This is a genomic window from Nocardiopsis sp. LOL_012 (genome assembly GCF_048060475.1).
Lineage (GTDB): Bacteria > Actinomycetota > Actinomycetes > Streptosporangiales > Streptosporangiaceae > Nocardiopsis.
Window position 1 is genome coordinate 47,045 of the sequence record NZ_JBHMIV010000020.1, and the last position, 23,750, is coordinate 70,794.

22 protein-coding genes and 3 pseudogenes are annotated in these 23,750 nt (G+C 68.8%); 11 read left to right on the forward strand and 14 right to left on the reverse strand.

Annotation, left to right across the window (positions count from 1 at the left end):
- Positions 1–379 precede the first annotated feature (379 nt).
- Positions 380–1,084 (forward strand): CBS domain-containing protein, encoded by a 705-nt coding sequence (locus tag ACFHWE_RS14620; protein ID WP_416602071.1) that lies wholly within the window; start codon positions 380–382, stop codon positions 1,082–1,084.
- A gap of 34 nt (positions 1,085–1,118) precedes the next feature.
- Here the strand turns inward: ACFHWE_RS14620 and ACFHWE_RS14625 are convergent, their stop codons facing one another.
- Positions 1,119–2,687 (reverse strand): cation:proton antiporter, encoded by a 1,569-nt coding sequence (locus ACFHWE_RS14625; RefSeq protein WP_416602073.1) that lies wholly within the window; start codon positions 2,685–2,687, stop codon positions 1,119–1,121.
- Positions 2,688–2,779: 92 nt separating this feature from the next.
- Here ACFHWE_RS14625 and ACFHWE_RS14630 point away from each other — a divergent pair.
- The 6 genes and pseudogenes from ACFHWE_RS14630 to ACFHWE_RS14655 form a co-directional block, all read left to right on the forward strand.
- Positions 2,780–3,115: pseudogene (locus ACFHWE_RS14630) on the forward strand (AMP-binding protein); the annotation flags it as partial.
- A 143-nt stretch (positions 3,116–3,258) separates the two neighbouring features.
- Positions 3,259–3,828: pseudogene (locus ACFHWE_RS14635) on the forward strand (AMP-binding protein); the annotation flags it as partial.
- Between the two features lie 73 nt (positions 3,829–3,901).
- A complete protein-coding gene (locus ACFHWE_RS14640) occupies positions 3,902–4,417 on the forward strand; it encodes a transposase (protein WP_416602169.1) in 516 nt (171 codons plus the stop codon).
- Between the two features lie 142 nt (positions 4,418–4,559).
- Positions 4,560–5,334 (forward strand): annotated as a pseudogene (locus ACFHWE_RS14645) (transposase family protein); the annotation flags it as partial.
- A gap of 91 nt (positions 5,335–5,425) precedes the next feature.
- Positions 5,426–5,797: an ATP-binding protein gene (locus ACFHWE_RS14650; RefSeq protein WP_416602075.1), complete on the forward strand. Its 372-nt coding sequence runs from the start codon at positions 5,426–5,428 to the stop codon at positions 5,795–5,797.
- Positions 5,798–5,936: 139 nt separating this feature from the next.
- Positions 5,937–6,353, forward strand: a complete 417-nt coding sequence (locus ACFHWE_RS14655) for a hypothetical protein (protein WP_416602077.1) — start codon at positions 5,937–5,939, stop codon at positions 6,351–6,353.
- 28 nt (positions 6,354–6,381) lie between these two features.
- Here ACFHWE_RS14655 and ACFHWE_RS14660 read toward each other — a convergent pair whose 3' ends face one another.
- From ACFHWE_RS14660 to ACFHWE_RS14675, 4 genes are all read right to left on the reverse strand, one after another.
- A complete protein-coding gene (locus tag ACFHWE_RS14660; protein ID WP_416602080.1) occupies positions 6,382–6,969 on the reverse strand; it encodes a hypothetical protein in 588 nt (195 codons plus the stop codon).
- A 123-nt stretch (positions 6,970–7,092) separates the two neighbouring features.
- Positions 7,093–7,596: a hypothetical protein gene (locus ACFHWE_RS14665; RefSeq protein ID WP_416602082.1), complete on the reverse strand. Its 504-nt coding sequence runs from the start codon at positions 7,594–7,596 to the stop codon at positions 7,093–7,095.
- 11 nt (positions 7,597–7,607) lie between these two features.
- Positions 7,608–8,666, reverse strand: a complete 1,059-nt coding sequence (locus ACFHWE_RS14670) for an OmpA family protein (protein ID WP_416602084.1) — start codon at positions 8,664–8,666, stop codon at positions 7,608–7,610.
- Between the two features lie 28 nt (positions 8,667–8,694).
- Positions 8,695–8,910 (reverse strand): hypothetical protein, encoded by a 216-nt coding sequence (locus tag ACFHWE_RS14675; RefSeq protein ID WP_416602086.1) that lies wholly within the window; start codon positions 8,908–8,910, stop codon positions 8,695–8,697.
- Positions 8,911–9,483: 573 nt separating this feature from the next.
- On the opposite strand from ACFHWE_RS14675, the gene ACFHWE_RS14680 reads away from it, so the two are divergent.
- From ACFHWE_RS14680 to ACFHWE_RS14690, 3 genes are all read left to right on the forward strand, one after another.
- Positions 9,484–10,599 (forward strand): TIGR04222 domain-containing membrane protein, encoded by a 1,116-nt coding sequence (locus ACFHWE_RS14680; protein WP_416602088.1) that lies wholly within the window; start codon positions 9,484–9,486, stop codon positions 10,597–10,599.
- A gap of 436 nt (positions 10,600–11,035) precedes the next feature.
- Positions 11,036–11,272 (forward strand): hypothetical protein, encoded by a 237-nt coding sequence (locus ACFHWE_RS14685; RefSeq protein ID WP_416602090.1) that lies wholly within the window; start codon positions 11,036–11,038, stop codon positions 11,270–11,272.
- Between the two features lie 838 nt (positions 11,273–12,110).
- Positions 12,111–13,136: a TIGR04222 domain-containing membrane protein gene (locus tag ACFHWE_RS14690; RefSeq protein WP_416602092.1), complete on the forward strand. Its 1,026-nt coding sequence runs from the start codon at positions 12,111–12,113 to the stop codon at positions 13,134–13,136.
- Between the two features lie 7 nt (positions 13,137–13,143).
- On the opposite strand, the gene ACFHWE_RS14695 is transcribed toward ACFHWE_RS14690, so the two are convergent.
- Positions 13,144–14,160, reverse strand: coding sequence for an LLM class flavin-dependent oxidoreductase (locus ACFHWE_RS14695; protein ID WP_416602095.1), 1,017 nt, complete (start codon positions 14,158–14,160; stop codon positions 13,144–13,146).
- 1,029 nt (positions 14,161–15,189) lie between these two features.
- Here ACFHWE_RS14695 and ACFHWE_RS14700 point away from each other — a divergent pair.
- A complete protein-coding gene (locus ACFHWE_RS14700; protein WP_416602097.1) occupies positions 15,190–15,663 on the forward strand; it encodes a hypothetical protein in 474 nt (157 codons plus the stop codon).
- Positions 15,664–15,917: 254 nt separating this feature from the next.
- Here the strand turns inward: ACFHWE_RS14700 and ACFHWE_RS14705 are convergent, their stop codons facing one another.
- The 8 genes from ACFHWE_RS14705 to cpaB all read right to left on the reverse strand — a co-directional run bounded on the left by ACFHWE_RS14705 (position 15,918) and on the right by cpaB (position 23,750).
- Positions 15,918–17,375, reverse strand: coding sequence for a protein kinase domain-containing protein (locus ACFHWE_RS14705; RefSeq protein WP_416602099.1), 1,458 nt, complete (start codon positions 17,373–17,375; stop codon positions 15,918–15,920).
- Positions 17,376–17,569: 194 nt separating this feature from the next.
- Positions 17,570–18,475: a type II secretion system F family protein gene (locus tag ACFHWE_RS14710; RefSeq protein WP_416602172.1), complete on the reverse strand. Its 906-nt coding sequence runs from the start codon at positions 18,473–18,475 to the stop codon at positions 17,570–17,572.
- Positions 18,476–18,486: 11 nt separating this feature from the next.
- Complete coding sequence (locus tag ACFHWE_RS14715) at positions 18,487–19,419, reverse strand: type II secretion system F family protein (protein WP_416602101.1); 933 nt, start codon at positions 19,417–19,419, stop codon at positions 18,487–18,489.
- Positions 19,416–20,729, reverse strand: coding sequence for a CpaF family protein (locus ACFHWE_RS14720; RefSeq protein ID WP_416602103.1), 1,314 nt, complete (start codon positions 20,727–20,729; stop codon positions 19,416–19,418). The genes ACFHWE_RS14715 and ACFHWE_RS14720 overlap by 4 nt, the downstream gene beginning before the upstream one ends.
- Before the next feature lie 48 nt (positions 20,730–20,777).
- Positions 20,778–21,167, reverse strand: a complete 390-nt coding sequence (locus ACFHWE_RS14725; RefSeq protein WP_416602105.1) for a TadE/TadG family type IV pilus assembly protein — start codon at positions 21,165–21,167, stop codon at positions 20,778–20,780.
- A complete protein-coding gene (locus ACFHWE_RS14730) occupies positions 21,164–21,520 on the reverse strand; it encodes a pilus assembly protein (RefSeq protein ID WP_416602174.1) in 357 nt (118 codons plus the stop codon). Before ACFHWE_RS14730 ends, ACFHWE_RS14725 begins: the two co-directional genes overlap by 4 nt.
- 91 nt (positions 21,521–21,611) lie before the next feature.
- Positions 21,612–22,958, reverse strand: a complete 1,347-nt coding sequence (locus tag ACFHWE_RS14735) for an AAA family ATPase (RefSeq protein ID WP_416602107.1) — start codon at positions 22,956–22,958, stop codon at positions 21,612–21,614.
- A 3-nt stretch (positions 22,959–22,961) separates the two neighbouring features.
- Positions 22,962–23,750 carry a Flp pilus assembly protein CpaB gene (cpaB, locus tag ACFHWE_RS14740; protein ID WP_416602176.1) on the reverse strand — a complete coding sequence of 263 codons (789 nt, stop codon included), beginning with the start codon at positions 23,748–23,750 and terminating at the stop codon, positions 22,962–22,964.

Below are 23,750 nucleotides of genomic sequence, written 5' to 3' on the forward strand. Positions count from 1 at the left end.
GGTTATGGAGGGTATTTACGTATAAATGCGACATATGAGCCTGGTGGGAAAAGGTTTGCCGCCCCCTGTGGGACCTTTGCGGCCCTCCGGGAGAGCCGCTCCCCGCATCGCAGCGCCCTGTGCCGTGGCCGGGCGGCATCCCTCTCCGATCCGGTCGCCGAAGACGCTCGGAAGGCAGAGCACGAAACTCCCGGTGGTCGGACCGTGCGCTGTTCCGTGCCGTGCGGGGCCTCCGCCGCCACATGGGAGGCCCGTGCGGACACCCTCCCGGCCTGGACAGGGGGCACGAACCCGCTCATCCTGGAAGAAGACGCGGAGCGGCAGGTGTCCCGGACACGTCCGCACCGGCCACTGGTACCCCGTCAGAGAGGAGCCCGTGATGAACACCGTGCGCGAGGTCATGACGGCCGGGGTCGTCACGGCCACCGGGGAGACGGGCTACCGGGAGATCGTCCGCCTGCTCGTCCACAACCGGGTGAGCGCCCTGCCCGTGGTCGACGACCGCAACCGGGTGGTGGGCGTGGTCTCCGAGGAGGACCTGCTCCACAAGGAGGAGTTCACCGGCGAGGACGAGTACGGGCAACCCCTGCGCACCCGGCTGCGGGCCCGCCTCGGCACGGGCGGACACGCCCAGGACAAGGCGGGTGCCAGGGCGGCGTCGGGGCTGATGACCGCACCCGCCGTCACGGTGTCCCCGGAGGAGACCGTGGCCGGCGCGGCCCGGCTGATGGAGAAGCACGGGGTCAAGCGGCTGCCGGTCGTCGACGGCCAGGGGACGCTGGTCGGCGTCGTGAGCCGCTGCGACCTGCTGTCGGTGTTCCTGCGCGACGACGAGGACATCGCCGTGGACGCCCGGGAGGAGATCACCGACACCCTGCGCGCACCGCGCGCCCGGGAGCCCGCCGCGATCGTCGAGGACGGGGTGGTGCGGCTGTCGGGAACCGTCGAGCGCCGCAGTGACGCCCAGGCCGTGATCCGCAGGGTCCACGAGCTGGAGGGCGTCGTGGCCGTCGACTCCGACCTGGACTGGTGGGTCGACGACGTCGTCCCCGAACACGTCCGCTGGCGCGCGGGGACACCCTGAGGCGACCGGCCCGTCCGCGCGGACGGGCCCCGGATCAGTCGTCCAGGCGGTCCACCGCGTCGTCGACCAGGGCACGCCCCGCCTCGCCGTACAGGTGGAACACCACGTCGGCGCCCCGCTCCCGCAGCTCCCCGATCTCCTCCTCGCGGGTGACCACCCCGGCGATCATGGCGCGCAGGCCGTCGCCGTGCAGTTGGTCCAGCGCCGCCAGGTTGCCCCGCTGGTGGGGCATGGCCAGCACCACCAGCCACACCTTCGGATCCAGGTTCAGCCGCTCCCAGAAATCGGGATCGGTGGCGTCGCCCTCCACCACCCGGTACCCCAGGAGCCGCAGCCGCCGCACGGTCACCGGATCGTGCTCCACCCCCACGGTCGGCACGGCGTACTCCCGCACCAACCGCTCGTAGGCGCCCCGCCCCACACGGCCCATGCCCAGCACCACCGCGCGGGCCCCGCCGACATGGATGGGCCGGTCACCCTCCGGCTGGCCGGTGCGCTCGTGACGGGCCAGCCACGGCCCGACCCTGCGGTACACCCGCTCGCCGGCGGCGTTCAGCGGCGCCGACAGGGCGAAGCTCAGCGCCACGGCCAGCGCCAGCGCCACCAGCCAGTCCTCGGAGAGCCACCCCTGCGACGCGGCCAGGGCGGCGACGATGAGCCCGAATTCGGAGAAGTTGCTCAGGGTCATCCCCGCCAGCAGGGAGGTGCGCCCGCGCAGTCGCAGGCCCAGGAACAACGCCGTGAACAGGGCCCCCTTCAACGGCACGAGCAGCAGGAGCAGCCCCGCCAGCAGCGACCCGGCATCGGGCAGGGCCGTGAGTCCGATGCTCAGGAAGAACCCCACCAGCAGCAGGTCCTTCACCGAAAGCAGCGTCTTGGCCAGGGGCGCGGCGTTGGCGGAGGGCCCCAGCAGCAGCCCCACGACCAGAGCCCCCAGATCGCCCTTCACCCCCACCAGCTCGAACAGGGCGTGGCCCGCCACGAGCGCCGCGGCCACCCCGAAGAGCACCTGCATCTCCCCGTACCCGATCCGGTCCAGCAGCAGCCGCAGCAGCGGAGCCGCCGGGATCAGCAGGAGCAGCCCCGCGGCCCACGGGCTGGGCGGATGACCCGAGGAGGCGGACAGGAACACCACCGCGAACACGTCCTGGGCGATGAGCACCCCGATCGCCAGACGGCCGTAGAACGACCCGGACTCGCTGCGCGCCTCCAGGGCCTTCACCGCGAACACCGTGCTGGAGAAGGACAGCGCGAACCCCAGCAGGAGCAGCGTCGGCCATCCGGCCTCCACAGCCATCGCCAGCCCGGTGAACTTCAGCGCCCCGACGAACAGCGCGACGAACACTGTGGAGAGGACCATGTGGACGGTGGCGGCACCCCACACCTGGTGGCGCAGCAGGGACCGCACGTCCAGCTTCAGGCCGATGGTGAACAGCAGCAGGGTGACACCCAGGTCGGCCGCGGTCTCCAGCGTCGGGGTCGACGTGTAGCCCAGGGCGTTGAGGACGAACCCCGCGGCCAGGAACCCGACCAGGGGCGGTAGCCGCAGCGCCAGGGCACCGAGCCCTCCGGCGAACGCGGCCACGATGAAGGCGGGTTCCATGCCTGTCCCTCGCTCCGTTGCGGCGGCCCGGCCCGCCTGGTCGGCGGAGACCGGCAGGCACCAGTGGGCAATACCGTACCCGCGCCGCCTCCGTGCCCCCCGGAGGCCCCCTCCGCCCCGCCGAGGTTCGCCCCACGGCGAACCTCGCGCAGAACCTCGCCCGCGCCGCCGACCACCCCGGCCGGCCGGGGTGGTCGGCGGTCAAGCTCGACGACACGGTGCTGACCTACGCACAGTTGGCCTCCCTCACCGAACAGGGCGCCGGGCTGCTCACCCGGCAGGGCGTGCGTCCCGGCGACCGGGTGGCGCTCATGCTGCCGAACGTGCCGCACTTCGCGGTGCTGTACTACGCCGCCCTGCGGCTCGGCGCGATCGTGGTGCCGATGAACCCGCTGCTCAAGGGGCGCGAGGTGGAGTACCACCTGCGCGACTCCGGCGCGGGACCCTCTTCGTCTGGGAGGGCTTCCGGGACGAGGCCGAAGCCGGGGCCGAGCGTGCCGGAGCCGCGTGCACCGTGGTCGAGCCCACCGGGTTCATGGGGCTGCTGGCCGGGGCGGATCCGGTGGGCGGCATGGCCGAGCGCGCCGACGACGACACCGCCGTCATCCTGTACACCTCCGGCACCACCGGGCAGCCCAAGGGCGCCGAACTCACCCACGCCAACCTCGTCCGCAACGTCGAACTCGTGGTGCGGATGTTCGACTTCACCGAGGAGGACGTGCTCTTCGGCGGTCTGCCGCTGTTCCACGTGTTCGGCCAGACCGCCGGGCTCAACGCCGCGATCGCGGTCGGTGCCTGCCTGACCCTGCTGCCGCGCTTCGACCCCGCCGACGCGCTGGAGGTGCTGGTGCGCGACCGGGCCACCGTGTTCGAGGGCGTGCCCACCATGTACGTGGCGCTGGTCAACCACCCCGAGCGCGGCGACTACGGCCTCTCCCCGCTGCGCCCGTGCGTCTCCGGCGGCGCGGCCATGCCGGTCGAGGTCATGTCCGCCTTCGAGGAGGCCTTCGGCTGCGTGGTCCTGGAGGGCTACGGCCTGTCGGAGACCTCGCCGCTGGCCTCCATCAACACCCCCGGCAAGCGGCGGCCCGGGTCGATCGGCACACCGGTCGAGGGGGTGGAGTTCCGCCTGGTCGGCGTATCGAGAGGGGGCTTTGAGAAACCGGGCATGGATCGTCTTTCTCGACGAATCGGGCGTCTCGCTGCTGCCCCAGGTGCGCCGCACCGACGCACCCCGCGGCCACGCCCCCATCATGGTCCACCGGTTGAACTGGAAGCGGGCGTCGATGGCCGCCGCGTTGGGCTACCACGCCGCCGACGCTGGGCGTGGGGCCCGGTTGTGCTTCGGCCTGCGTCCGGGCAGATATGGCACCGAGGCCCTCATCGGGGTGCTCGAACAGCTCAAAGCCTTCTACGAAGGCGAAAACGTGGTGTTGGTCTGGGATGGGCTGAGCGCGCACTGGAGCAGGGCCATGCGCGCCTGGGTGGAGGGTCAGGACTGGCTCACGCTGGAGCGGTTGCCTGCCTATGCCCCCGAGCTCAACCCCGTGGAGATGCTGTGGTCGTCCATCAAGGCCCGGGAGTTGGCCAACATGGCCGGTGACCACCTGGCCGACGTCGCCGACGCAGCCGAACGAGGCATCAATCGGGTCTGCGAAGACGATCGTCTCCCCTGGTCCTTCCTTGCTCATACCGGGTTGGCGGTCCATTCTCCAACCCCACACAACTAACGAAAAACTCAGTAGTGAGCCTTTCTCATCCTGAAGACGCAGGTCACAGGCTCGCACCGACTACGCGGAACCGCCCCTGACAGCAAGAAGCCCCTGGTAGGTGGGTTAACGACCAAGAAAACCTGCCACACCAAGGGCTCTGATGCTGTTCTATCCTGCCGCGCTGCCGTTGTCACGCCGGACTCTGAACCTGGCCGCCCGCACCATCCGCACCCACCGCAAGAACAGCCGATCCCGGTGGCGGCGTCTGGCCCCGGCTCAGCAGGCCCCGCTCGTGCTGGTCCACCTGTACAAGGGCGAGCCGTTCGCCCGGGTCGCGGCCGGTTTCGGAGTGGGAACCACGACCGCCTGGCGGTACGTGCCTGAGACCACGGCCCTGCTCGCCCAGCAGGCCCCCGCCCTGGAGCAGGGCCTACGCCGCGCGCACCGGAAAGGGCGGGCCTACGTGATCGTCGACGCCCGCCTTGATCGCCTGCGACCGCGTGGGAGCCGACCACCCGTTCTACTCGGGCAAGCACAAGCGGCACGGCATGAACATCCAGGTCGTCGCGGCCCCGGACGGTGAGCCCCTGTGGACCTCGTGGTCGCTGCTCGGATCGGTGCACGACACCAGAGCCGCACGGGTGTGGAGGATCGCCGAGCGCATCGCCGCCGCGGGGCTGCTCGGTCTGGGCGACAAGGGGTACGTAGGGCTCTCGGAGGTGGTGTCCTGCCCGTTCAAGGGCAGGGGCAAGCCGCAGTGGAAGAAGGACGCCAACTCCGACCACGCCAGGCTCCGCTCACCTGGTGAGCGGGCCATCGCCCAGCTCAAGAACTGGGACATCCTGCGCCCACCAAGGGAATGGGAACGGTGGTGGCTGGTGATCTCTCGTAAAGCGATAGCGGTCGGGTACCTCACGCATTACAGGGGGTCGAGCTTAGCGGACAAGAACCTCACCAGCCTTGTGCATGATTCCTGTCGTCGTGGGTTGGTTACTCAAGGCCGCAGGAACTCAGCGGGCCGATTCCGTGGTCCCAAGAGATCTGCTTGAGCCGGATGCCGGGAAACTGGCGCGTCCGGTTCTGAGGGGGCCCTGGCGCAGCAATGCGCCGGGGCTACCCGACTCGCTCTCCGGTCGCCTCGGCGGCACCTATACCCTCCTGGCCCACCGGCACCGCACCGGCCTGCACCTGACCTGTCGGGACCGGGGTGGGCTGTGCGAGCGGGACGCGCCCCTCGCGCCGGAACCGGACGCTCTCGACCTGGCCGCCGAATCCGGTCGGGGGCTGGCCCTGCTGGACGCGCTCTCCACCGACTGGGGCGACAACGGCAACGCCCACTACAGCAGCGTCTGGTTCTACCTGGCCTTCGACCTCGCCGGGAGTCAGTGGAACGGCTGACCGGCCCCGCACCACGACCGAGACTGACCTTCGATCGTGAGTGTGAGGTGGGAAGACGGGGGTGGAAGGTGATGCCCGACACCCTCCACCCCCTGAACCCCTACCTCATAGCCGTGATCAAGAAAGGACCAGGATTCTGATGACTCACCCTATCCCCGCACCCCGCAAGCCCGCAGACGTTCGACAGATTCGCCTCACCCAAAGTGCGGGGCCGCTCACCGAACCGGCCTGCTCGGCCTGCGCGCACCCCTCGTGCCGGACCCGCCGCGCGGCCCGACAGCGCCTGAGCGGCGGCCGACGCGCCGAGTTCGCCCGTGAGCACACCCGGGCCGCCGCCATCCAGGTGAGGTATCCGGGCTGCATCGTGTACTTCGGGGAGGCGACCCAGTCCTACTGGGCGGTGACCCGGAGCGGACTCGTCGAGGCACGGCACATCGACGGACTCCTTCTGGAACTGTGGCGTGAGTACACCACCAGGCGGTCTGCCGCCAAGCCGGCCGAGCCAGCGGCGCCACCACGGTTCGCGAGCGGGAGCCGCATGCTCGTGGCAGCCTGAGTGTCGGTGCTTCCCGGCGCCGGAGCGGTCAGTACGTGCGGGTGGCCTGCCACTGGGACCACGCGCCGCAGGGGGAGCCGTAGGTCTGGTCGATGTAGTCGATACCCCAGTTGATCTGTGCCCGCGCGCTCTCGGCGAACCCGGAGGGCATGTCCCCGTGTTCAGCGGAGAGGAAGCCCACGATGCCGACCGCTCCGGTGTCGGGGTCGACGAGCGTGTGGTCCCAGTTGGAGGTGCTGGTCCACAGGTCGTCCAGACAGTTCCACTCCTGGTCCGACCAGCCGTAGTTGTGGGCGATGGCCATGCCGATGCCCTGGTTGTCGGCGGTGTTGGAGTTCATGGCGTTCCACTCGTAGGCCTCCGGCTCGGGTGGGCGCTCGACCTCCGTCCAGGTCTCGCCGCCGCACTCGGGGCCTTCGACCAGGCAGACCATCTCCCGGACGGCGTCGTTGAAGGTCTGGCTCACCTGGGACTGGTAGACGGCCAGGAGGATCATGCCGACGAGAATGGTGACAGCGGCGATCTCGGTGAAGGCCGCGCCGCTGTCACTGTCGGACCGCTGCGCGGGGCGTAGGCGATCGAGGAAGCGGGGGAGGGGGGACCGGTGATTTCGCACGCGCGGCGGCCTGGTGCGGTCGCCGGGCTTCCGCGACGGCCGGGTGGGCGTCGGTCGGCGGGAGTCCCCGAGCCGCGGGCTGTGGGGGGTGGGCAACGTGCCTCCAGTCGTCACGTGGGGGCCTCAGGAGATGGGAATGTCCTCGATCGGCTCAAAGCCAGGGATCTCGACAGTCACAGTGTCAACATCCGCAGGAACAGAGTAGAGCGACCAGTAGTAGATTTGCTCGTTCTCTCGAACGCGCCCTCTGAAGTCACTCGAAGTGTTGCCTGCGCACAAGCAAGCGCCAGTTCCATCCATGACAGGGTGGAAACGGTTCGATGCACTATCTGAAATAGTGACTCCAGAGTAATATGGTCCGGAGTATGTGTAGTAAGGGTTTGCGGCCCAACTGATGCTGATGCTCCTGTCGCCTTGATTTTTAATACTCCAAGTGATGGACAGAAAGTTTTCTGCTTCGTTTCGCTCTGCTGTGTGTACATAAGCGATTGAATCAGATGATGGTCTGGTATTTCCGGGAGACTCCCCGAGGTATTCGAGTTCAGAGGCTGCTGTGGTGGATGACGTGTTGAAGAGGAGGATGGCTGCTAGGGCGAGGACCCCCATCCTGGGTGCTGATTTCCTCATTTTGGCTTCTTCTATTTCTCGAATGTAATGGTGACTCGCCGGTTTCTCTCTTGCCCTTCAGGGGTTGAGTTATCGGCAATAGGGTCTTTGGATCCATGGCCGTTTACTTCAAAAGAGACGCCGTCTCGGGTGATCAACTCGGAGAGAGTGGCCTCGACCGTTTCTGCTCGCTTGAGCGATAGTGGATTGTTGATAGAGTCGGTGCCGGTATTATCAGTGTAGCCATCTACCTTTACAACTGTGGAATTTGCATCGCTGATTTCAACCGCGACCTGTTCAAGAATGTCCTGAGATTCGAGGTTCAGGTCCGAGCTGTTCGTTGCAAACAGTACATCCGAGGAAAGGATGATGCTAATTTCATCTTCGTCTTCCGTCCGCCCTGTGTTCTCTTCAAGGTCATCGGAAATCATGGTGAGATCCAATATGACGGGATCAGCTAGATTCACATCTTCTAGTATCTCTGTTGACTCGCTGATGGGGACATCGAACATCGGGGGAGTGAGCGGTGTGACGACAGTCATTTGATCAATATTGCTTGGTGGTGCAGGGAACACTACCCATGCGGATTTATTTCCGCCTTCCCGAATGGACCCTTCTAGGGTGTGACACACGCATGACCCATCATTTGCATCATAACTTATGTAGCGTTTCTGGTTAATTGTGTCGATGAGTGTTAATGCGCCAGTCGTGTACATATCTCCTTTCTCTGTCTCTGCTAGCCCATCATTTAGTAGAAAACTTTGGGGAGATTTATTTTCGATATTAAATCGAAGTCTAATTACGTCATTCTGGAGGCGCTCCAAAGCAACGATGTCAATTTGGAAACTGCTCCCAAGTTCTGTGGACGATGTTAGACTGCTCGCTATGACCTCTTCCTCTGCTGGGAGCGATCCTGGGGGTGAAGATGAAGCGGAGCTTGAATCTTCTTCGAGGTTTCCTGTGGTTTGCGTTTCTTCGCTAGGGCTTACTACGCAGCTGGAGGTGAGAAGCGAAAATAAAATTGCGCATGAGCCCAAGAGAAGCTTTCTTTTCTTCGGCCTGGGTCTATGGGAGGGGAGATTCACTGGCATTCTTTGGATCGTGTATTGGAGGGGTTGACTAGTTATTATCGGCTTCTCCATCGAAGATTTCGCCGACGATATTGGATATACCTCCACTGATGTCTGTGTTTATCCCTGCTGTAAGAACTGCGGTGGCGATCAAGGCTACCAACAGCAGCAACGCGCCGTATTCGGTGATGCTGGCGCCTTGGTCGTCCTTCTTGTGGGCGGGGGTCGGGGAGAGGTAGGCACGGGCCTTGGTCAGGATGCTCATGTCCGCAGGCTCCTTGTGGGGGAGGTCGGGTGAGTGCGCGTGGTCGTGGCCGCGTCGCGGGGGCGCGGGGCTGTGCGGGGAGAACGGTCGGGGGCACACGGGGGGCGTATACCCCCGTTGGGGTCCACTATCCAGTATCCGTAAGGCTTCCGGCTCTCCCCCTGGCCGGATGTGGCCACGCACCATCGCCGTCCGCTGGCCCGGCCGCATCCACGTCCGCCCGGCCCGCGTTCCCCGTATCGGGTGGGACGCGTGTCCACCTGGGTCGGGTAGCGGACACCCGAGGGGTTCGGTCACGGCTGCTGCCATCCAGGGGGTAACGATGGGTGCTCGATGAGTCACCATGATCGCATGTGTGCCCCTCTGCGCGCCATGGGCGGCTGTGGATAACCCCGTTCTCGCGGGGGATTCGGTCGGCACCGGACGGGCCAGCCGGACACCGGACGAACGAAGCGCCAGACCGGACCGAACCAAGTCCGGTCCGGCGAAATCCCACCGTATGGTGTTGAATCACCATCCGGGTGACCGTCTCCCGGTAGCCAACCCCTGACCCCCCATAGGAAAGGCGGCGCAGTGGACAACAGCACGGTCTATCTGGCCGTGGCCTTGGCCGCGGCACTCCTCATCGGCGGCTTCCTCCTGGCCACCGTGATCCGCAACAGCGCCGCCTACAGATCCGTGATGAGAGCGGTCCCCCCGGTGCTGTTCACGCTGGAGCCCGGGGACGTCAGTCCGGCGGAGCTGGGCTACCTGGCCGGTGGGCGCGAACGGGCCGCCGAGGTTGCGGTGATGGGCGCCTTCCTCAGCGGACGTATCCGCAATCAGGACGGGAGGGGGTTCTTCGTCCTGGGCGACCCGCTGAACCCGGGTGGGCCGGAGCAGGACGGCCTTCAGCGCTCCGTCGTCGAGACCGTCCAGGCCAGTGCGGGTGCGCGGGGCAGTGAGCTGGTGCGCCGGACGGCGGCCGGAGAGGCCGTGGATGTGGTCCGGTCCTCGCTGGTGGGGCGCGGGCTCATCGCCCACACACCCGCACTCGACGGGCTGCTGGCACGGCGGTCCGCCCTCCAGGGGTGGACGGTGGCGGTCTACGTGGTGGCTGCGGGGGCCGCGACCGCCGGTATCGCCGCGGGCATGAGCGGGTTCGGGTGGGCTCCGGCGGTGGTCGTGGCCGGTCTGTTCCTGGGTCTTCTGGCCGTGGCGGCCTATCTGGTGCTCGCCCTGACCGGCGGGGCGCGTCCCACGGTCAACACCCGGGCGGGGGCGGACCTGGTGGCGCGGGCACAGGGGTGGTACCCGGCGGCGGAGACCATGACGCACGAGCAGGCGCAGCGCCATGTGGCGGTCACCGGCCTGCGCGGGCTGTACACCCGCCGGGCGCCAGGGGCCGCGGCCCATCCCGTGTACGCCCACGGCGACGGGGCGGTCGGCGGGGCCGACGGGGGCGCACCGATGTGCGGTCTGGAGGATCTGGCCGGGTTCGCGCGGGCCTGCCAGGGCGGCACGGAGCCGGTCGGTGCTGGGCCGGATTCGGGTGTGGGGCCGGTGGGCTCGGGGTCCGGTGCGGGGGCCGGACCCGTCGGGGGCATCGGTGGCGGTGGGGGCTTCGACAGCAGTGGCTGGTTCGGGGGCGGCGGTGACTCCGGCGGCGGTGGGGGCGGTGCTGACGGTGGAGGTGGCGGCGGGGGGTGACCCTGCGGTGGGGGCGGGGTTTGTTGTTGTGGGGTCGAGGTTGGTTCTGCGGCGAAGGTGGGCGTTGATTTTCGTCTTGGGGCGAACCTCGACGGTGCGGTGGGGCGGGCGGATCAGGGGGATCACCGGTGGGGCCGGAAGTGGCCACGCCGGTGTCGTCTTTCGGGACCTGTGGCCGCTCTTTTGTGGGTCTGGGTGCCCTATGGTGCTGTCTTGTACCCCCGTGATGACGGCATGAGGCTCCACGTGTTGCACTCATGTCCACCCCGTTGAGCTATGGCAGCGTTGCCGGTACCCGCTTCGGAAGTTGCTGCTCCATGGATTCTAGGTTCAGGAGTGTGGTTTTGTTGGCCGGTATGGACCCTTCAGAGGCGGCGATGCTGCCCTCACTGCGGCTTCGCGGATACTCGGTCTTCCTGAGGACTGGAACGAGGCGGTGGAGGACATCGCTTCGCTCATGGCGCATGGACCCGGGCTCAGCCAGTCCGACTGGACGAACTTTGGTGCTACCCAGGAAGATCACATGTTCGATGTTCAGGAGCAGGCTCGCATTCTCGTAGAGAACATCCAGGCGGCGGCCTCCGAAGGCGCGCAGACCGACAGTGAGTCTGCTACCGATTTCAGCTCGACGACCGAACCGGTCATCAACCGACCGGTGAACGAACCGGTCTGAATGATCCTCCTTGCCCGCCTGACATCCCCCGGATGATTCAAGGACGGCTCCGCCTCCAAGGAGTGACTACCAACTGTCGATCCAGGTGTGCCCGGTAACCGTGGCTGCTTTGCAGAACCAGGTTCAAGTCTTCGGCGGCCTGTACTCCAACATCTGTGGCCGTTCTACCAGCTATAACGCTGTAGCGAACACGACCGCCACGGAGTTTACCGAGTTGATCGAAGCCGATCTAAGATGATCTGGAGCCTCAGATTCAGTACGGTATCGAAAATATTAAAGAACTCTATGAATCCGAGTCGATGGATAATCTAGACTTCGATGGATATGAAATTCTTGTAGAAGCTGGCGCGCTCGTGGAAGGCGGTGGTGTTTATTTATAGTAGATTCCGGGAAATGGAAAATTGGGGAGGGCGGTCGCCCGTGTGGTTCGGAAGTTCATCAGGTCATCAGTGACTCTATAAAGGTGAATGATGTTACATGGCGTGGAGGGGTTGGGCCTGGTTCGGAATTTGCTGACGAATATCTTCTCTTGTATGAGAATGATTATAGTACCCGCAGGGATTATGAAGAGAGCATGGAAGAATACGTTGAATGCGAATCCTGACTGTGGCTGACAGCGTTCGGGTCAAAGCGGTGCGTCACACCCTCACCACCCCGCCGCTGACCGAAACTCCGCTTCCAGGGGTGAGTAACGGTCTCTTCGGGGGAATCCACACTGCACGAGGCGCCGCCCCCGGCCCCCGTGCTCCGGTCCGGTCCTCTCTCCACGGCGAGAGCGCAACCAGAGCCCGCCCGTGCGACAGACCCTGATTCCCCTGATCCCCCCGGAAGAAGGCACATGGACAGTCTGTTCCCCCTCCTCGCCGCCCTCGCTCTGGCCCTGGTCATCACCGTTCCGCCCCTGGTCACCGTGCTCCGCAGCGCCGAGGCGCTCAGGCTCGCGCGCACGAGGGTCCCCGAGTCCTCCAGACCCTCTCCGCCGGAGGACCTCACCCCCCTGCACCTCGGCTACCTGGCCGGGGGCGCCGTGCGCACCGCCGAGGTCGCGCTCATGGAGGCCCGCCTGCACGGCCGGGTCTGCGCGCCCACCCGCGACGGCTTCCTCGCCCTCGTCGGGCCGGACGAGCCCCGAACATCGGAGAAGGAGAAGATCCGCCGCGACATCGTCCGGGCGTTCCGCGGCCGGGCCGCGATCGGCGGGCGCGAGCTGATGCGCCACGCGGTCGCCAGCCGGGGGATCGACCGCGTGCGGTCCCAGCTCCACGCGCGCCGGCTCATCGTGGACTCCCCTGAGCTGCGGGCCTCGCTGGCCGCACGGGCACGCTTGCGCGGTGTGTTCCTGCGCCTGTTCGCCGTCGCCCTGGTGGCCGTGGTCACCGGGTTCTGTCTGGACGTCTCGGCGGTGGCCTCGGGCGGCTGGGGTACGGCGCTCCTCACCGGCGGCATCACCACCGGTGCCGTCGTCGCGTTCACCCGCCTGGCGCTGGGCCTGTCCGGGGGGCTGCGCCCGTCGGTGAACACCCCGGCCGGGGACGCCGTGCTGGCGGAGAGCGCCGAGCGCTATCCGGCATCGGAGACGATGGACACCGACCACGCGCTGCGCCACACGGCCCTGGCCGGTTTCCGGGCGCTGAGGCTCGCGGCCTCCCCTTGGAGCCGTTCCCGTGAGGCCGCGGCACAGGACATGGCCGCGGCCCCCTCCGAAACCTGTGCCCTCGGCGCCGTCCACCGGTTCGCGGAGGTCTGCCAGGGCCCGTTCGGGCCCCGCCGGGGCGCACCGTACGCGGGGGTCGACGGCTGGGGGCGGGGGTTCGCCGACGTCGGGGCCGGCATCGCCGCCGCCCCGACGTCGGCCGTGCGCTGAGCGCCGGTCAGTGCAGGTCGACGCCGGGGCCCTTGAGATCGAACATGTCGGCCAGGGCCTCGTAGGAGTGCAGTCGCGCCTTCTTGTCGTGGATCATCGAGGAGACCATCAGCTCGTCGGCGCCGGTGTCGGCGAGGAACTGCTCGATCTTCGCCTTGACGGTCTCGGGCGAGCCCACGAAGGAGTAGCGGAGTGTGGTGTCCACGCGCTCCTTCTCACCGGGGCGCCAGAAGGTGTCCATGCTGTCGATGGGCGGCGGGAGCAGGCCGCGCTGTCCACCGCGCACGATCCCGGCGAAGCTCTGCTGCTGTGAGGTGAACAGGCGGCGGGCCTCGGCGTCGGTGTCGGCGACCACCACGTTGATACCCGCCATCGCGTGCGGCCGGCCGAGCTGCTCGGAGGGCTGGAACCCCGAACGGTACTCCGCCAGGGCCTCGTACAGGGCCTGGGGGGCGAAGTGCGACGCGAAGGCGTAGGGCAGGCCCAGGTGCGCGGCGAGCTGGGCGCCGAACAGGCTGGAGCCGAGGATCCACAGCGGTACGCGCAGGCCCTCGCCGGGGACCGCGCGGACGGCCTGGCCGGGCTGGGCGGGTGCGAAGTAGGCCTGGAGTTCCTGGACGTCGGCGGGAAAGGTCGAGGCCGAGGCCGAGTCGCGGCGCAGCGCGCGCATGGTGCGGGGGTCGGTTCCGGGCGCGCGGCCCAGGCCCAGGTCGATACGACCGGGGTAGAGGGAGGCGAGGGTGCCGAACTGCTCCGCGATCACGAGGGGGGCGTGGTTGGGGAGCATGACGCCGCCCGAGCCGACGCGGATCGTGGAGGTGCCCTCGGCGATGAACCCGAGGGCGACGGAGGTGGCGGCGCTGGCCACGGCGCGCATGTTGTGGTGCTCGGAGAGCCAGAACCGGGTGTAGCCCCAGGCCTCCAGGTTCTGGGCGAGTTCCCTGGCCGACCGGAGGGACTCGCCCGGGTCGGAGCCCTCGACGATGGTGGCGTGGTCGAGTACGGACAGCGCGATGTCGGACATGGCGGCTTTCCCCCGGGTTCTGCGTCGAGCGGGCGGCCCGTCCCCCGGGGCGCGCACACTCGTGAGTTCGATAGTGATCGAACTAAGAAGTTACCCGTGAGTCGGACAACTGTCCACATCCGGTGCGGCCGTCGGCGGACGGGCGCACCGGACCTCGGGAGGCTGTACGGCGGCGCCCGGCCGCGGCCGGACGGTAGCCGTGGTCGGGCGCCGTCCTCGCCAGCGTAGGTCACGGCCGGTGCGTTGTCAGTGCGCACGTATGGCCGGAACCGGCCGCGGCCAGGGCGGTTGGTGCGCGGATCGGGGCGGGGGTCCCGAGAGGAGGGGATGGGGGTCGTCAAACGTTTTCATCGGAAAGGTGACCGAGTGGGTTCGTCTGTATGAACAGTGTTGGGTAATGGAGAGTGTGGGAGGCCGGGGGTAGTTTTTCTGGATTTCTCGGGAAGCGCTCCTTGAGGGAGGATGGGAATGGACTGGCCTCTTCTTCGCTTTAGTTCGTTTTACTGAGGGATGGCGCGCCGTCATAAAGGTGGAAACCGGGCGTGTCGCCTGCCCGTGTTTGGTGCTGCGGTCAAGGTGGGGAGGGGAGGCATGGTGGATCGTCTCTTTGTACTGGTCATCATGGGTGTCTGTCCGTTTTTCTCACACGGTGGTCGGTGTGGGGGTGAGGGTCAAGTGGCTTCCGCATCCCTGGGTGTTCTCTTTCAGGAAAGGTGCACGTCTCCAGTTGTTATCCGGCACAATAGGGGGCGAGGGGCGGGGGCCGATTACGGGGGCGTCCCCGCTCCACCCTTTTTGCTCCGGTATTCTGTTCGGCTATGCAGGAATCGGGTATCTTCTGGTTCTGAGTCCGTGAGAAATCGGGCGTATCGGTGCAGGCGTGATCTCTGGTGATTCCCCTGATATGGGTGGCTATTGACGCCTGAGTCCCTTTTCAGAAGACTTGGCACCCCTTCGCGGAGTCGGTCCGCACGGCCCCAGGACGGTGCCCGTGGGCCGACGCGACCACCCACAGGAAGGCCACCCCCCATGCCCCGCATCCCTGCCGTGCTCGCCGCGGTCCTGCTCTCCCTGTCCGCGCTGACCGCCTGTTCCGATGAACCGGCGGAGGTGCCCGCAGAGCAGACCGAAGCCGAGTCCTCCGAGCAGGCCCAGGACGCCGTCGAGGCCCAGGACCAGTTGCCCGAGGACTGGCCCGAGGAGATCCCCGTCCCCGAGGGGTACGAGCTCCAGGCGATCTCCGACCCCGCCGAGGGTGAGGTCTACGCCGTGAACGTGTTCGGCGTCTCCTTGGAGGACAAGGACGCCATGCTCGCCGACTTCGAAGCCAACGGCTTCACCAAGACGGAGGAGAACCAGGAGGAGGTCGGCGGCACCCACACCTTCGAGAACGACGAGTGGGAGGTCATCCTCATCGTGATGCCCGCTGACGAGAACGGGAACCCCACCGCCGAGGAGACCGACACCTACGCCATCGGGTACTCGATCGGGGCCCCGGCCTGACGTCGCCACCGCTTCCGTGACCCGTGGCGGGGTGTGGCGCCTTCAGGGGCGCCGCACCCCGCCACGGCGCGTTCCTCAGGTGTTCGTTCCCCGTTCGTTCCGGTTCCCGGCCGCTCTTCCCCGGACAGGCGGCTTACCAGGGGGCGCTCTCCGGCCGGGGACGGAGGCACACCTGGACTACGAGGAGACGGAGCTGTTCCCGGTCCTGTCGGCGATCCCGTTCTCGCCCGCCGCTTGAGGGCGCCGAGCGAACGCTACAGGCCGCAGTCCTCGTCGGCGCTGGGCGCGTAGTAGGTGAGCACCACCGGGTCGCCGAGTCCGGCCGTCGTTCCGGCGGCCGGACTCTGTGACTCCACCTCGCAGGTGGCGGGGGCGAGGAGCAGGTTGAGCAGCCCTGGTGCGCGGTGTTCGCCGGAGACCTCGCCGAACCCCTGACCCCGCAGGGCCTGTAGGGCCTGGAAGGTGGTCATGCCGACCATGTCGGGGACGGTTCCGTCGGTCGGCTGGGGCGTCTGGTCCGGGTCGGCGGGGGACGGGTCCGGTCCGGGGTCCGTGCCGCCTCCGGGGGAGGCCGCCGGGTCCGTGGGGGAGGGGTCGGTGCCGGGGGCGTCCTGTGTGCCGGAGGAGCCGCCGGGGTCCGCGGCCCGGTGCCCGGGCCGGTCGTCGGTGTCCGTCGCTGACCCGGACGTCGGCTCCGATCCGTCCCGGCTCGGCGCGGTGGCCTGGGAACCGGAGCCGGCGGGTCCCTGGGCGGACTCGCCCCCGTTGGCCTCCGACCACGGTGACCACAGCAGGAGGGAGGCCGACAGCAGCAGGACGGCGAGGCAGGACGCCAGCAGCGCGACGGGCAGCGCCACGGGTCTTCGCGTGTTCGGCGGGTCGGTCCGGCCCGCGGCGGCCGTTCGGCAGGCGGCGGCCAGTTCCTCCGCCGACCCCCACCGCTCTCGCGGATCCTTGGCCAGCGCCCGCATCACCACGGTCGCGACCTGTTCCGGTACGTCGCTGGGCAGCGGGGGCGGCGGGGACGAGACGTGGTCCGAGAGCAGCCGGTAGTGGTCGTCGGTGGTGAAGGGCGGTTTCCCGGCCAGGGCGTGGTAGGCCACCACGCCCAGGGAGTAGACGTCGGCGAGCCCGGTGACCTCCTCGAGGGTGAGCTGCTCCGGGGAAGCGTAGACGGGGGTGCCCAGGACCGTGCCGGTGGAGGTCAGCGAGGCGGTGCCGCTGATCCGGGCGATGCCGAAATCGACGAGCTTGACCGTGCCGTTTCGCTCGATGAGGATGTTGGCCGGTTTGATGTCGCGGTGCACGATGCCTTCGGAGTGGACGGTCTCCAGGGCCGTGGCCACCGAGGCGGTGATCTCCATGACCCGGGCGGGGGGCAGCTTCTCGCGGCGTTCGATCAGGGCCGCCAGTGACTCGCCCTCGACCAGTTCCATCACCAGGTAGGCGACGTGGTCGGGGCCCACGGTGTCCTCGCCGCGGTCGTAGACGGCCGCGAACCCGTGCCCGTTCAGCCGGGCGGCGGCCTGGGCCTCGCGCTCGAACCGTTCCCTGGCCTGGCGGTTGTCCTGGAAGGCGGTGTCCTTCAGCAGCTTCACCGCGACCGCCCGGTCCAACCGGGTGTCGTGGCCTCGCCAGACCGCGCTCATGCCGCCGGTGGCGATGAGCTCGTCGAGCCGGTAGCGGCCCGCGATACGGAGGCTGGTTTTCACGGGTACTCCTTGCGGGAGGGGCGGCAAGGGCCAAGGGGGCGCCTGTGTCGGGGCCGGGGCAGGGACCCGCAGAGTCGGCACCACACACGGCGGTATCCGACATGTCACCATATTTAACTTACGTGAAGGTGTCCGGGACCCGGCAGGTCACGGCCTGTGGCCCTGACCGCTCGCCGTGGCCGCCCCGCCGCGGCTCACCCGCCCAGGATCAGGCCCAGGTCGACCTCCGTGCCCAGGAACATCGACCCCACGATGAGCAGCAGCAGCCCCGGCAGCAGCGTCACCGCCGTCACCATCGTCACCCGGGGGTTCATCCGCTGGGCCTTGCGGCGCATGTACTGCGCGTCCGCGCGGCGCATGTCCTGGCTGATGTCCACCAGGGTGTCGCCCAGCGGAGCGCCCAGCTCCTCCGCCTGCTGGATGGCGGTCACGAACTTGCTCAGCGAGTCGTTGCGGTTGCGGCGCCGCAGCATGTCGAAGGCCTCCCGGCGGGAGGTCCCCAGCTCCATCTGCTGCAGCGCCAGCTTGAACTCGTCGGCCAGCACACCCGGCATCGAGTCGGCCGCCCGCGCCAGCGACGCCCGGAACGACAGCCCCGCGCTCACCGTCACCGCGAGCACGTCCAGGAAGTCCGGCAGTTGCGACTGCACCTTGTCCGAGCGCTCCTGGCCCTGCACGTACAGGTTGAAGTCGGTCAGTGCCGCGAACGCGAAGACCAGCACCGCGAGCATGGCGTTGCCCGAGAACAGCATCAGCAGGCCGCCTCCGCCGTAGATCACCGTCTCGCCGATCCTGCGCCGCACGTAGCGGGTGAGGGTCAGCCCGTCGGGCCGCCCCGCCGCCTCGATCCGCCGCATGATCGACGCACGCCGCTGTTCGGACATCGAGGCCACCACTGAACCCGCCAGCGGCCGACCGACGGCCTCGGTGATCCGGTGCAGCACGAACGTGCGCTCCGGCGCGCTGCGCTGCGGTGCGGCCGGGCCGCCCACCCGGACCCGGGTCCCGGACGTGGTCAGGTGCACTCCGTAGCAGGCCAGGAGTACCACCAGGGCGGCGGCCAGGCCCGCGGCCAGCGGCACCAGGGGTATCGAGTTCAGCACGTCGTCTCCTACAGGTCGATCCTGGTGATCCGGGCGACCAGCAGGAAGCCGATCGTGAACAGCGCCGCCACCACCATGAGCACCGCGATGCCCTCGACCGAGGTGGTCATGGTCCGCATGATCCCGGGTTCGATGGCGTTGATCATGAACAGGGCGCCCACCGACATGAAGCCCAGCGCCCACACGGTGCTCGTGGTCTCGCTGAGCACGGTCTGTACCTCGCGCCGCGTCTCCTTGCGGTTCTCCAGCGTGGTGGAGATGTTGCGCAGCGCCGTGACCAGCGAACCGCCCGAGCGCGACGCCACGACCAGCGTCGACAGCAGCACGCCCAGCTCCCGGGAGGGCATCCGCTCGCGCAGCTCCCGCACGGCCTCCTCGAAGCTCGCCCCGACCTTCATGGACTCGGCCATCCGGCCCAGCTCCTCACCGGCGGGCCCGTCCAGCTCCTCGGCGGCCATGGCCACCGCGGTCGGCATCGCCAGCCCCGCCGAGGTGGCGTTGCCCAAAACCCGCGCCAGGTCGGGCAGTTGCGCGGTGAACTCCTCGCGCCGCTTGGCCTCGGCCCGGTTGAGGTAGGAGAAGAACAGGAACGCCACCCCCGCCACCGCGAGCAGACCGAAGAAGGGCGCCAGCACCTGCCACACGACGACCACCGCCAGCAGGGAGAAACCCACGAGGGCCAGGACGAAGGTGGACACCCGCACCTGCGCGCCCGAGCGCGCGATGCGCCGGTGCAGCCGGGCGCCCCACTCGGTGCGGTGGATCGCCGCCTCCAGCCGGGCCGAGGGCGTGGAAGCGGCGTATTCGGCCTCCGCCAGCGCGCTGCGCGCCGCGATGAGCCGCCGCTGCCGGGAACTGGCCACGAACTCCCACAGCGCCCACAGCGCCAGGGCGAGCACGAGGGCCAGCCCACCCAGGATCGCGGCCATCTGCCAGGTCATCGTGCCTCCTCGGTCGCCACGCCGAACGCGGCGGGGACGGTCTCGCCCACCTGGTAGATCCGCCCCGCCACATGCCGGGGCAGCGGCAGGTGGCGGAAGGTGCCCTCCACGGACCGGTGGGTGCCCATCGGCAGGGCGTCGAAGGACATCACCGGCTCCAGCCGGAACTCCTCGCGCCTGCGGGAGGAGACCACGGAGACGCCGTTGACGCGGCGCGACCCGTCCGGCCACCGGCCCAGGTGCACGATGGCGTCGACGGCGTTGTTGATCTGGTCGCGGATCGCTTCGTAGGGGATGTGCTGCTCGCCCAGGGTCGCCAGGGTCTGCAACCGGTGGATCGCGTCCTCGGCGGAGTTGGCGTGCACGGTGACCAGCGAACCATCGTGGCCGGTGTTCATGGCCTGGAGCATGTCGATGGTCTCCGCCCCGCGCACCTCGCCGACGATGATGCGGTCCGGGCGCATCCGCAGCGCGTTGCGCACCAGGTCGCGGATGGCGATCCCGCCCCGGCCCTCGATGTTGGGCGGGCGCGACTCCAACCGCACCACGTGCTCCTGCATCAGTTGGAGTTCGGCGGAGTCCTCGATGGTGACGATGCGCTCGCTGGTGGGCACGAACGCCGACAGGGCGTTGAGGAACGTCGTCTTGCCGCTGCCGGTCCCCCCCGAGACCACGATGTTGAACCGCGCCCGCACCATCGCGGCCAGCAGCAGGCCCGTGGGCGTGTCCAGGCTGCCCCTGCGCACGAGCTCCTCGACGGGGTAGGGCCGGGGGAAGCGGCGGATGGTCAGCACCGGCCCGGACAGCGACAGCGGCGGGATGATGACGTTCACCCGCTCACCTGTGGGCAGGCGCGCGTCCACCATGGGCGAGGACTCGTCCACCCGGCGGTTGACCAGGGAGACGATCCGGTCGATGGTCTGGTACAACTGCTCCTCGCCGTTGAACGTGGCGTCCACGCGCTGCATACGCCCGGCCCGCTCGACGAACACGTGGTCGGGGCCGTTCACCATGATCTCGGTGACGGTCTCGTCGGCCAGCAGCGGCTCCAGCACACCCAGCCCCAGGGCCTCGTCGACCACGCGGCGGATCAGTACCGACCGCTCACGGTCCGACAGCACCGGCCCCTCGCGGGAGAGGATGTGCCCGACGACCTTCTCCAGCCGCACCCGGCGCTGCGCCAGGGTGAGCCGGGTGAGGTCCTCCAGGTTGATCTCCTCCAGCAGGCGGCGGCGCCAGTGGGTCACCCCGCCGTGCTCGCCGCGCTCCGCGCCGGTGCCGTCCTCCTCCAGACGGTCCCTCAGACCCACGGTCGCCTCCTTCCCTCGCGGCCCCGTGCGGCGGGGCCCGCACCGACCTCACACATGGGGCATGTCCACGCGGCGCGTGATCGACAGGTCCAGCGGCACCGACGAGAACACGACCGGCAGGTAGTAGGTGATCTCCACGTAGTAGCCGCCGCTGTCGTTGTCGCCGCTGACGATCCACGCGTTGTCCTGCATCCACGAGGGCAGGGATTCGCGCGCGGTGTGCAGCGCCCCGAGCCTCGACTGTTCCCCGGCCACGCGCGCCCCGGCACGGGCGGCCGACTCCATGCGCTCGGCCGCCACGAAGGTCATGAACACCTCGATCGACATGACGCAGACCAGGAGCAGGAACGGGAACATGGCCGCGAACTCCATGAGGGGGCCGCCCCGGTCGGAGTCGTGTCCGCGTCGGCCCCGCCGCGCGGCGGTCCTCTCACTCACGTGGGAACCCCCCTCGGCCGGACCTCGGTCACGACCACGGCCTCGGCGGTGATGTCCCAGGGGCCGTCCGTCCCGGGCAGGAACACCGGCATGGCCAGGGTGACCTGCGCGTAGCGCGCGCCGCCGCGGTCCACGATCTCCACCGTGAGCACGTTCTCGCCGTCCCAGGGGGCGCGGACGCGCTTGCGGGCCTCGGCGTCGATGCGCTCCATGTCGTCGGGGGTCACGGCGGCCTGGCGTGCGGCCTCGGCGGCGCCGTGCGAAGCGTACATGGCGGTGAGTCCGAGCAGGAGGACCTGCCACACCAGGGCCAGGGCCAGCCCCAGGAAGGGCAGCGTCGCCGCGAACTCCACGATCACCCCGCCGCGGTCGCCCCGTCCGCGCCCCCGGCGACCGAGTGGGGAGCGGTGGCGCCGGTGCCGACGGACGCGCCCGGTCGCCGGCTCAGCCACCGAACCCTCCGCTTCCGGTCGCGTGGCCGCCCCGGGCGAAGCCCGCCGCCCGGCCGCCCGGGAAGGCGTCTGGGCGGCCGGGCACGGAGGCGTCCAGGAACCCGGACATGTCGTGGGTGGAGGGCGAGGCCGCCGGGCCGGAGGGCGCGGAGCCGCCCTTGCCGCCGCTTCCGGTGGGCGGCTCCAGCAGACCCAGTTCGGCCGCCAGCCGCCCGAAGGCCTTGCGCAGCGCCTCGTCGGTGACCTTGGTGGGGTCGCCGTTGTTCTCCCCCGGCTCCAGAGCGCGGTAGTCGGCCGGGACGGGGGTGCGCAGCACCTTGGTCCCCAGGAGTTGCCGCACGAAGTCCGGCTGGACCTCGTTCTTGCGGCTGTGCCTGGTGACCAGGGCGAACACCGAGTCGCGCGATCGGATCTGCAACCTCTCCCACATGGTCATGAGCCGCCCGGCGCCGCGCATGGCCGGAACGTCGGGGGTGACGGCGACCACCGAGGCGTCGGCGGTCTCCACGGCCATGGCGGTGGCCTCGTTCATGGCCGATCCGCAGTCGGCGATGACCAGTTCGTACCGTGAGCGCAGGGCAGACAGGACCCGGCGGACGGCGCGGGCGTCCACGTCCTCACCGCGCTCCCCGTGTTCGGGTGCGAGCAGCACGTGCGGGCCGCGCGGGTCCACGTAGAGGGTGTCCGCCAGCATGCTGGGGCTGATGTCGTCCCCCGAGTCCACGAGGTCGGTGATGGAGCGCCGGTGGCGCACGTTGAGGAAGGCGGGCACGTCGCCGGTCTGTAGGTCCAGGTCGACCAGGCAGACCACGCGTCCCGCCGCGGCCGCCGTCATCGCCAGGTGGACCGCGCAGGTGGTGGTGCCCACACCGCCCTTGGCGCCGTTGACCGTGACCAGGCGGCCGCGCACCCCGGAGGAGGCCGGCAGGTCCAGGGAGGCCGACTCCAGGTGGCGGCGCAGGGTGCGTGACCACTCGGCCGCCTTGGACACGCGTGTCTCCAGTTCGGCGGCTTCGGCGTCTTCGGGGAGCACCCCGCGCGCGCCCGCCTCCATGGCCCCCGTGAAGGTGTCGGGGTCCATGGTCGTCGACACCAGCAGGATCGCCAGATGGGGGTGGCGGTGCGACAGGTCCCGGATCGCGTCGAACACCGCGGCCGGGCCGAGGTCCTGGTGGACGAGGACCACGTCCAGGTCGCGGAACTCCCCGGCCGCGTCGATCAGCGTGGAGGTGGTGGGGCGGGTGGCCACCAGGTCGGCCGTGTCCAGTTCCTCGAAGCGCGCGGCGAGCACCATCTCCGACGCGGAGTTGGGCATCCCCGCCAGTACGCGGAAGTTCACCGTCTATCCCCTCTCCGGCGCGCGCCGCTGGTCGGGGACCAGGGGGTCGCCGCCTGCGTCTCCCGTGCCGTCCCCGGCACCGATGAGTTCGTCGAAGTCGCCGCTGCAGAAGTCGCCGGATCCGAGGGAGCCGCCGCCCTCGGGGCCGACCAGGGCCAAGCGCAGCGTGGAGGAGAAGTCCTCGGCGTAGGTGAGCCGGAGCGAGTCCTCGGGTTCGAGCCGGAACGTGACGGGGACGACCCCGGCCACGCCGCCGGTGGGGTTCTCCTGGGGCCGCAGTTCGCCGATGTCGAGGACCTCCACCTCGGTGATGACGCGCACCGCGCACGCCTCGCCGTGGTCGCGGGCCTGGAAGGTGCCGTAGATGTCCACGATGGAGCCGCGGGTGACCTTGCCGGCCACACCGGTCTCGGCGTTGACCATGATGGCGATCTCGCGTTCGCCCTCGGTGAGGGTGGGCTGGGGCAGCACCATCCCCTGCTGGAGGTAGACGCCTTCCCGCAGGTGGGCGGCGGCGACCAGTTGCTGGTCGGCGGGGGTCTCGACCTCGGAGAGGTCGGTAATGAAGATCTCCGGGTCGAAGTACAGGCGGGGCACCTGGACGGCCTCGACGGAGTCCTCCCCGATGGGCTGGTAGGCGTCCACGTCCGCCGCCAGGCGCAGGACGGTGGCGGTGTCGCCGAGCCGCTCCTGCTGGGAGCTGAGGTAGGTGAACACGGAGGCGAACACGGCGACGGCGCCGATCGCCGCCACGATCATGAGCAGGACGCCTCGTCGCTGGCGGGGGTTCAT

Bases quoted from the DNA above. Each gene is read 5' to 3' on its own strand.
- ACFHWE_RS14620 (WP_416602071.1), top strand. From the start codon at position 380: ATGAACACCGTGCGCGAGGTCATGACGGCCGGGGTCGTCACGGCCACC.
- ACFHWE_RS14625 (WP_416602073.1), bottom strand. From the start codon at position 2,687: ATGGAACCCGCCTTCATCGTGGCCGCGTTCGCCGGAGGGCTCGGTGCC.
- ACFHWE_RS14655 (WP_416602077.1), top strand. From the start codon at position 5,937: ATGACTCACCCTATCCCCGCACCCCGCAAGCCCGCAGACGTTCGACAG.
- ACFHWE_RS14665 (WP_416602082.1), bottom strand. From the start codon at position 7,596: ATGAGGAAATCAGCACCCAGGATGGGGGTCCTCGCCCTAGCAGCCATC.
- ACFHWE_RS14670 (WP_416602084.1), bottom strand. From the start codon at position 8,666: ATGCCAGTGAATCTCCCCTCCCATAGACCCAGGCCGAAGAAAAGAAAG.
- ACFHWE_RS14675 (WP_416602086.1), bottom strand. From the start codon at position 8,910: ATGAGCATCCTGACCAAGGCCCGTGCCTACCTCTCCCCGACCCCCGCC.
- ACFHWE_RS14690 (WP_416602092.1), top strand. From the start codon at position 12,111: ATGGACAGTCTGTTCCCCCTCCTCGCCGCCCTCGCTCTGGCCCTGGTC.
- ACFHWE_RS14695 (WP_416602095.1), bottom strand. From the start codon at position 14,160: ATGTCCGACATCGCGCTGTCCGTACTCGACCACGCCACCATCGTCGAG.
- ACFHWE_RS14700 (WP_416602097.1), top strand. From the start codon at position 15,190: ATGCCCCGCATCCCTGCCGTGCTCGCCGCGGTCCTGCTCTCCCTGTCC.
- ACFHWE_RS14715 (WP_416602101.1), bottom strand. From the start codon at position 19,419: ATGACCTGGCAGATGGCCGCGATCCTGGGTGGGCTGGCCCTCGTGCTC.
- cpaB (WP_416602176.1), bottom strand. From the start codon at position 23,750: ATGAACCCCCGCCAGCGACGAGGCGTCCTGCTCATGATCGTGGCGGCG.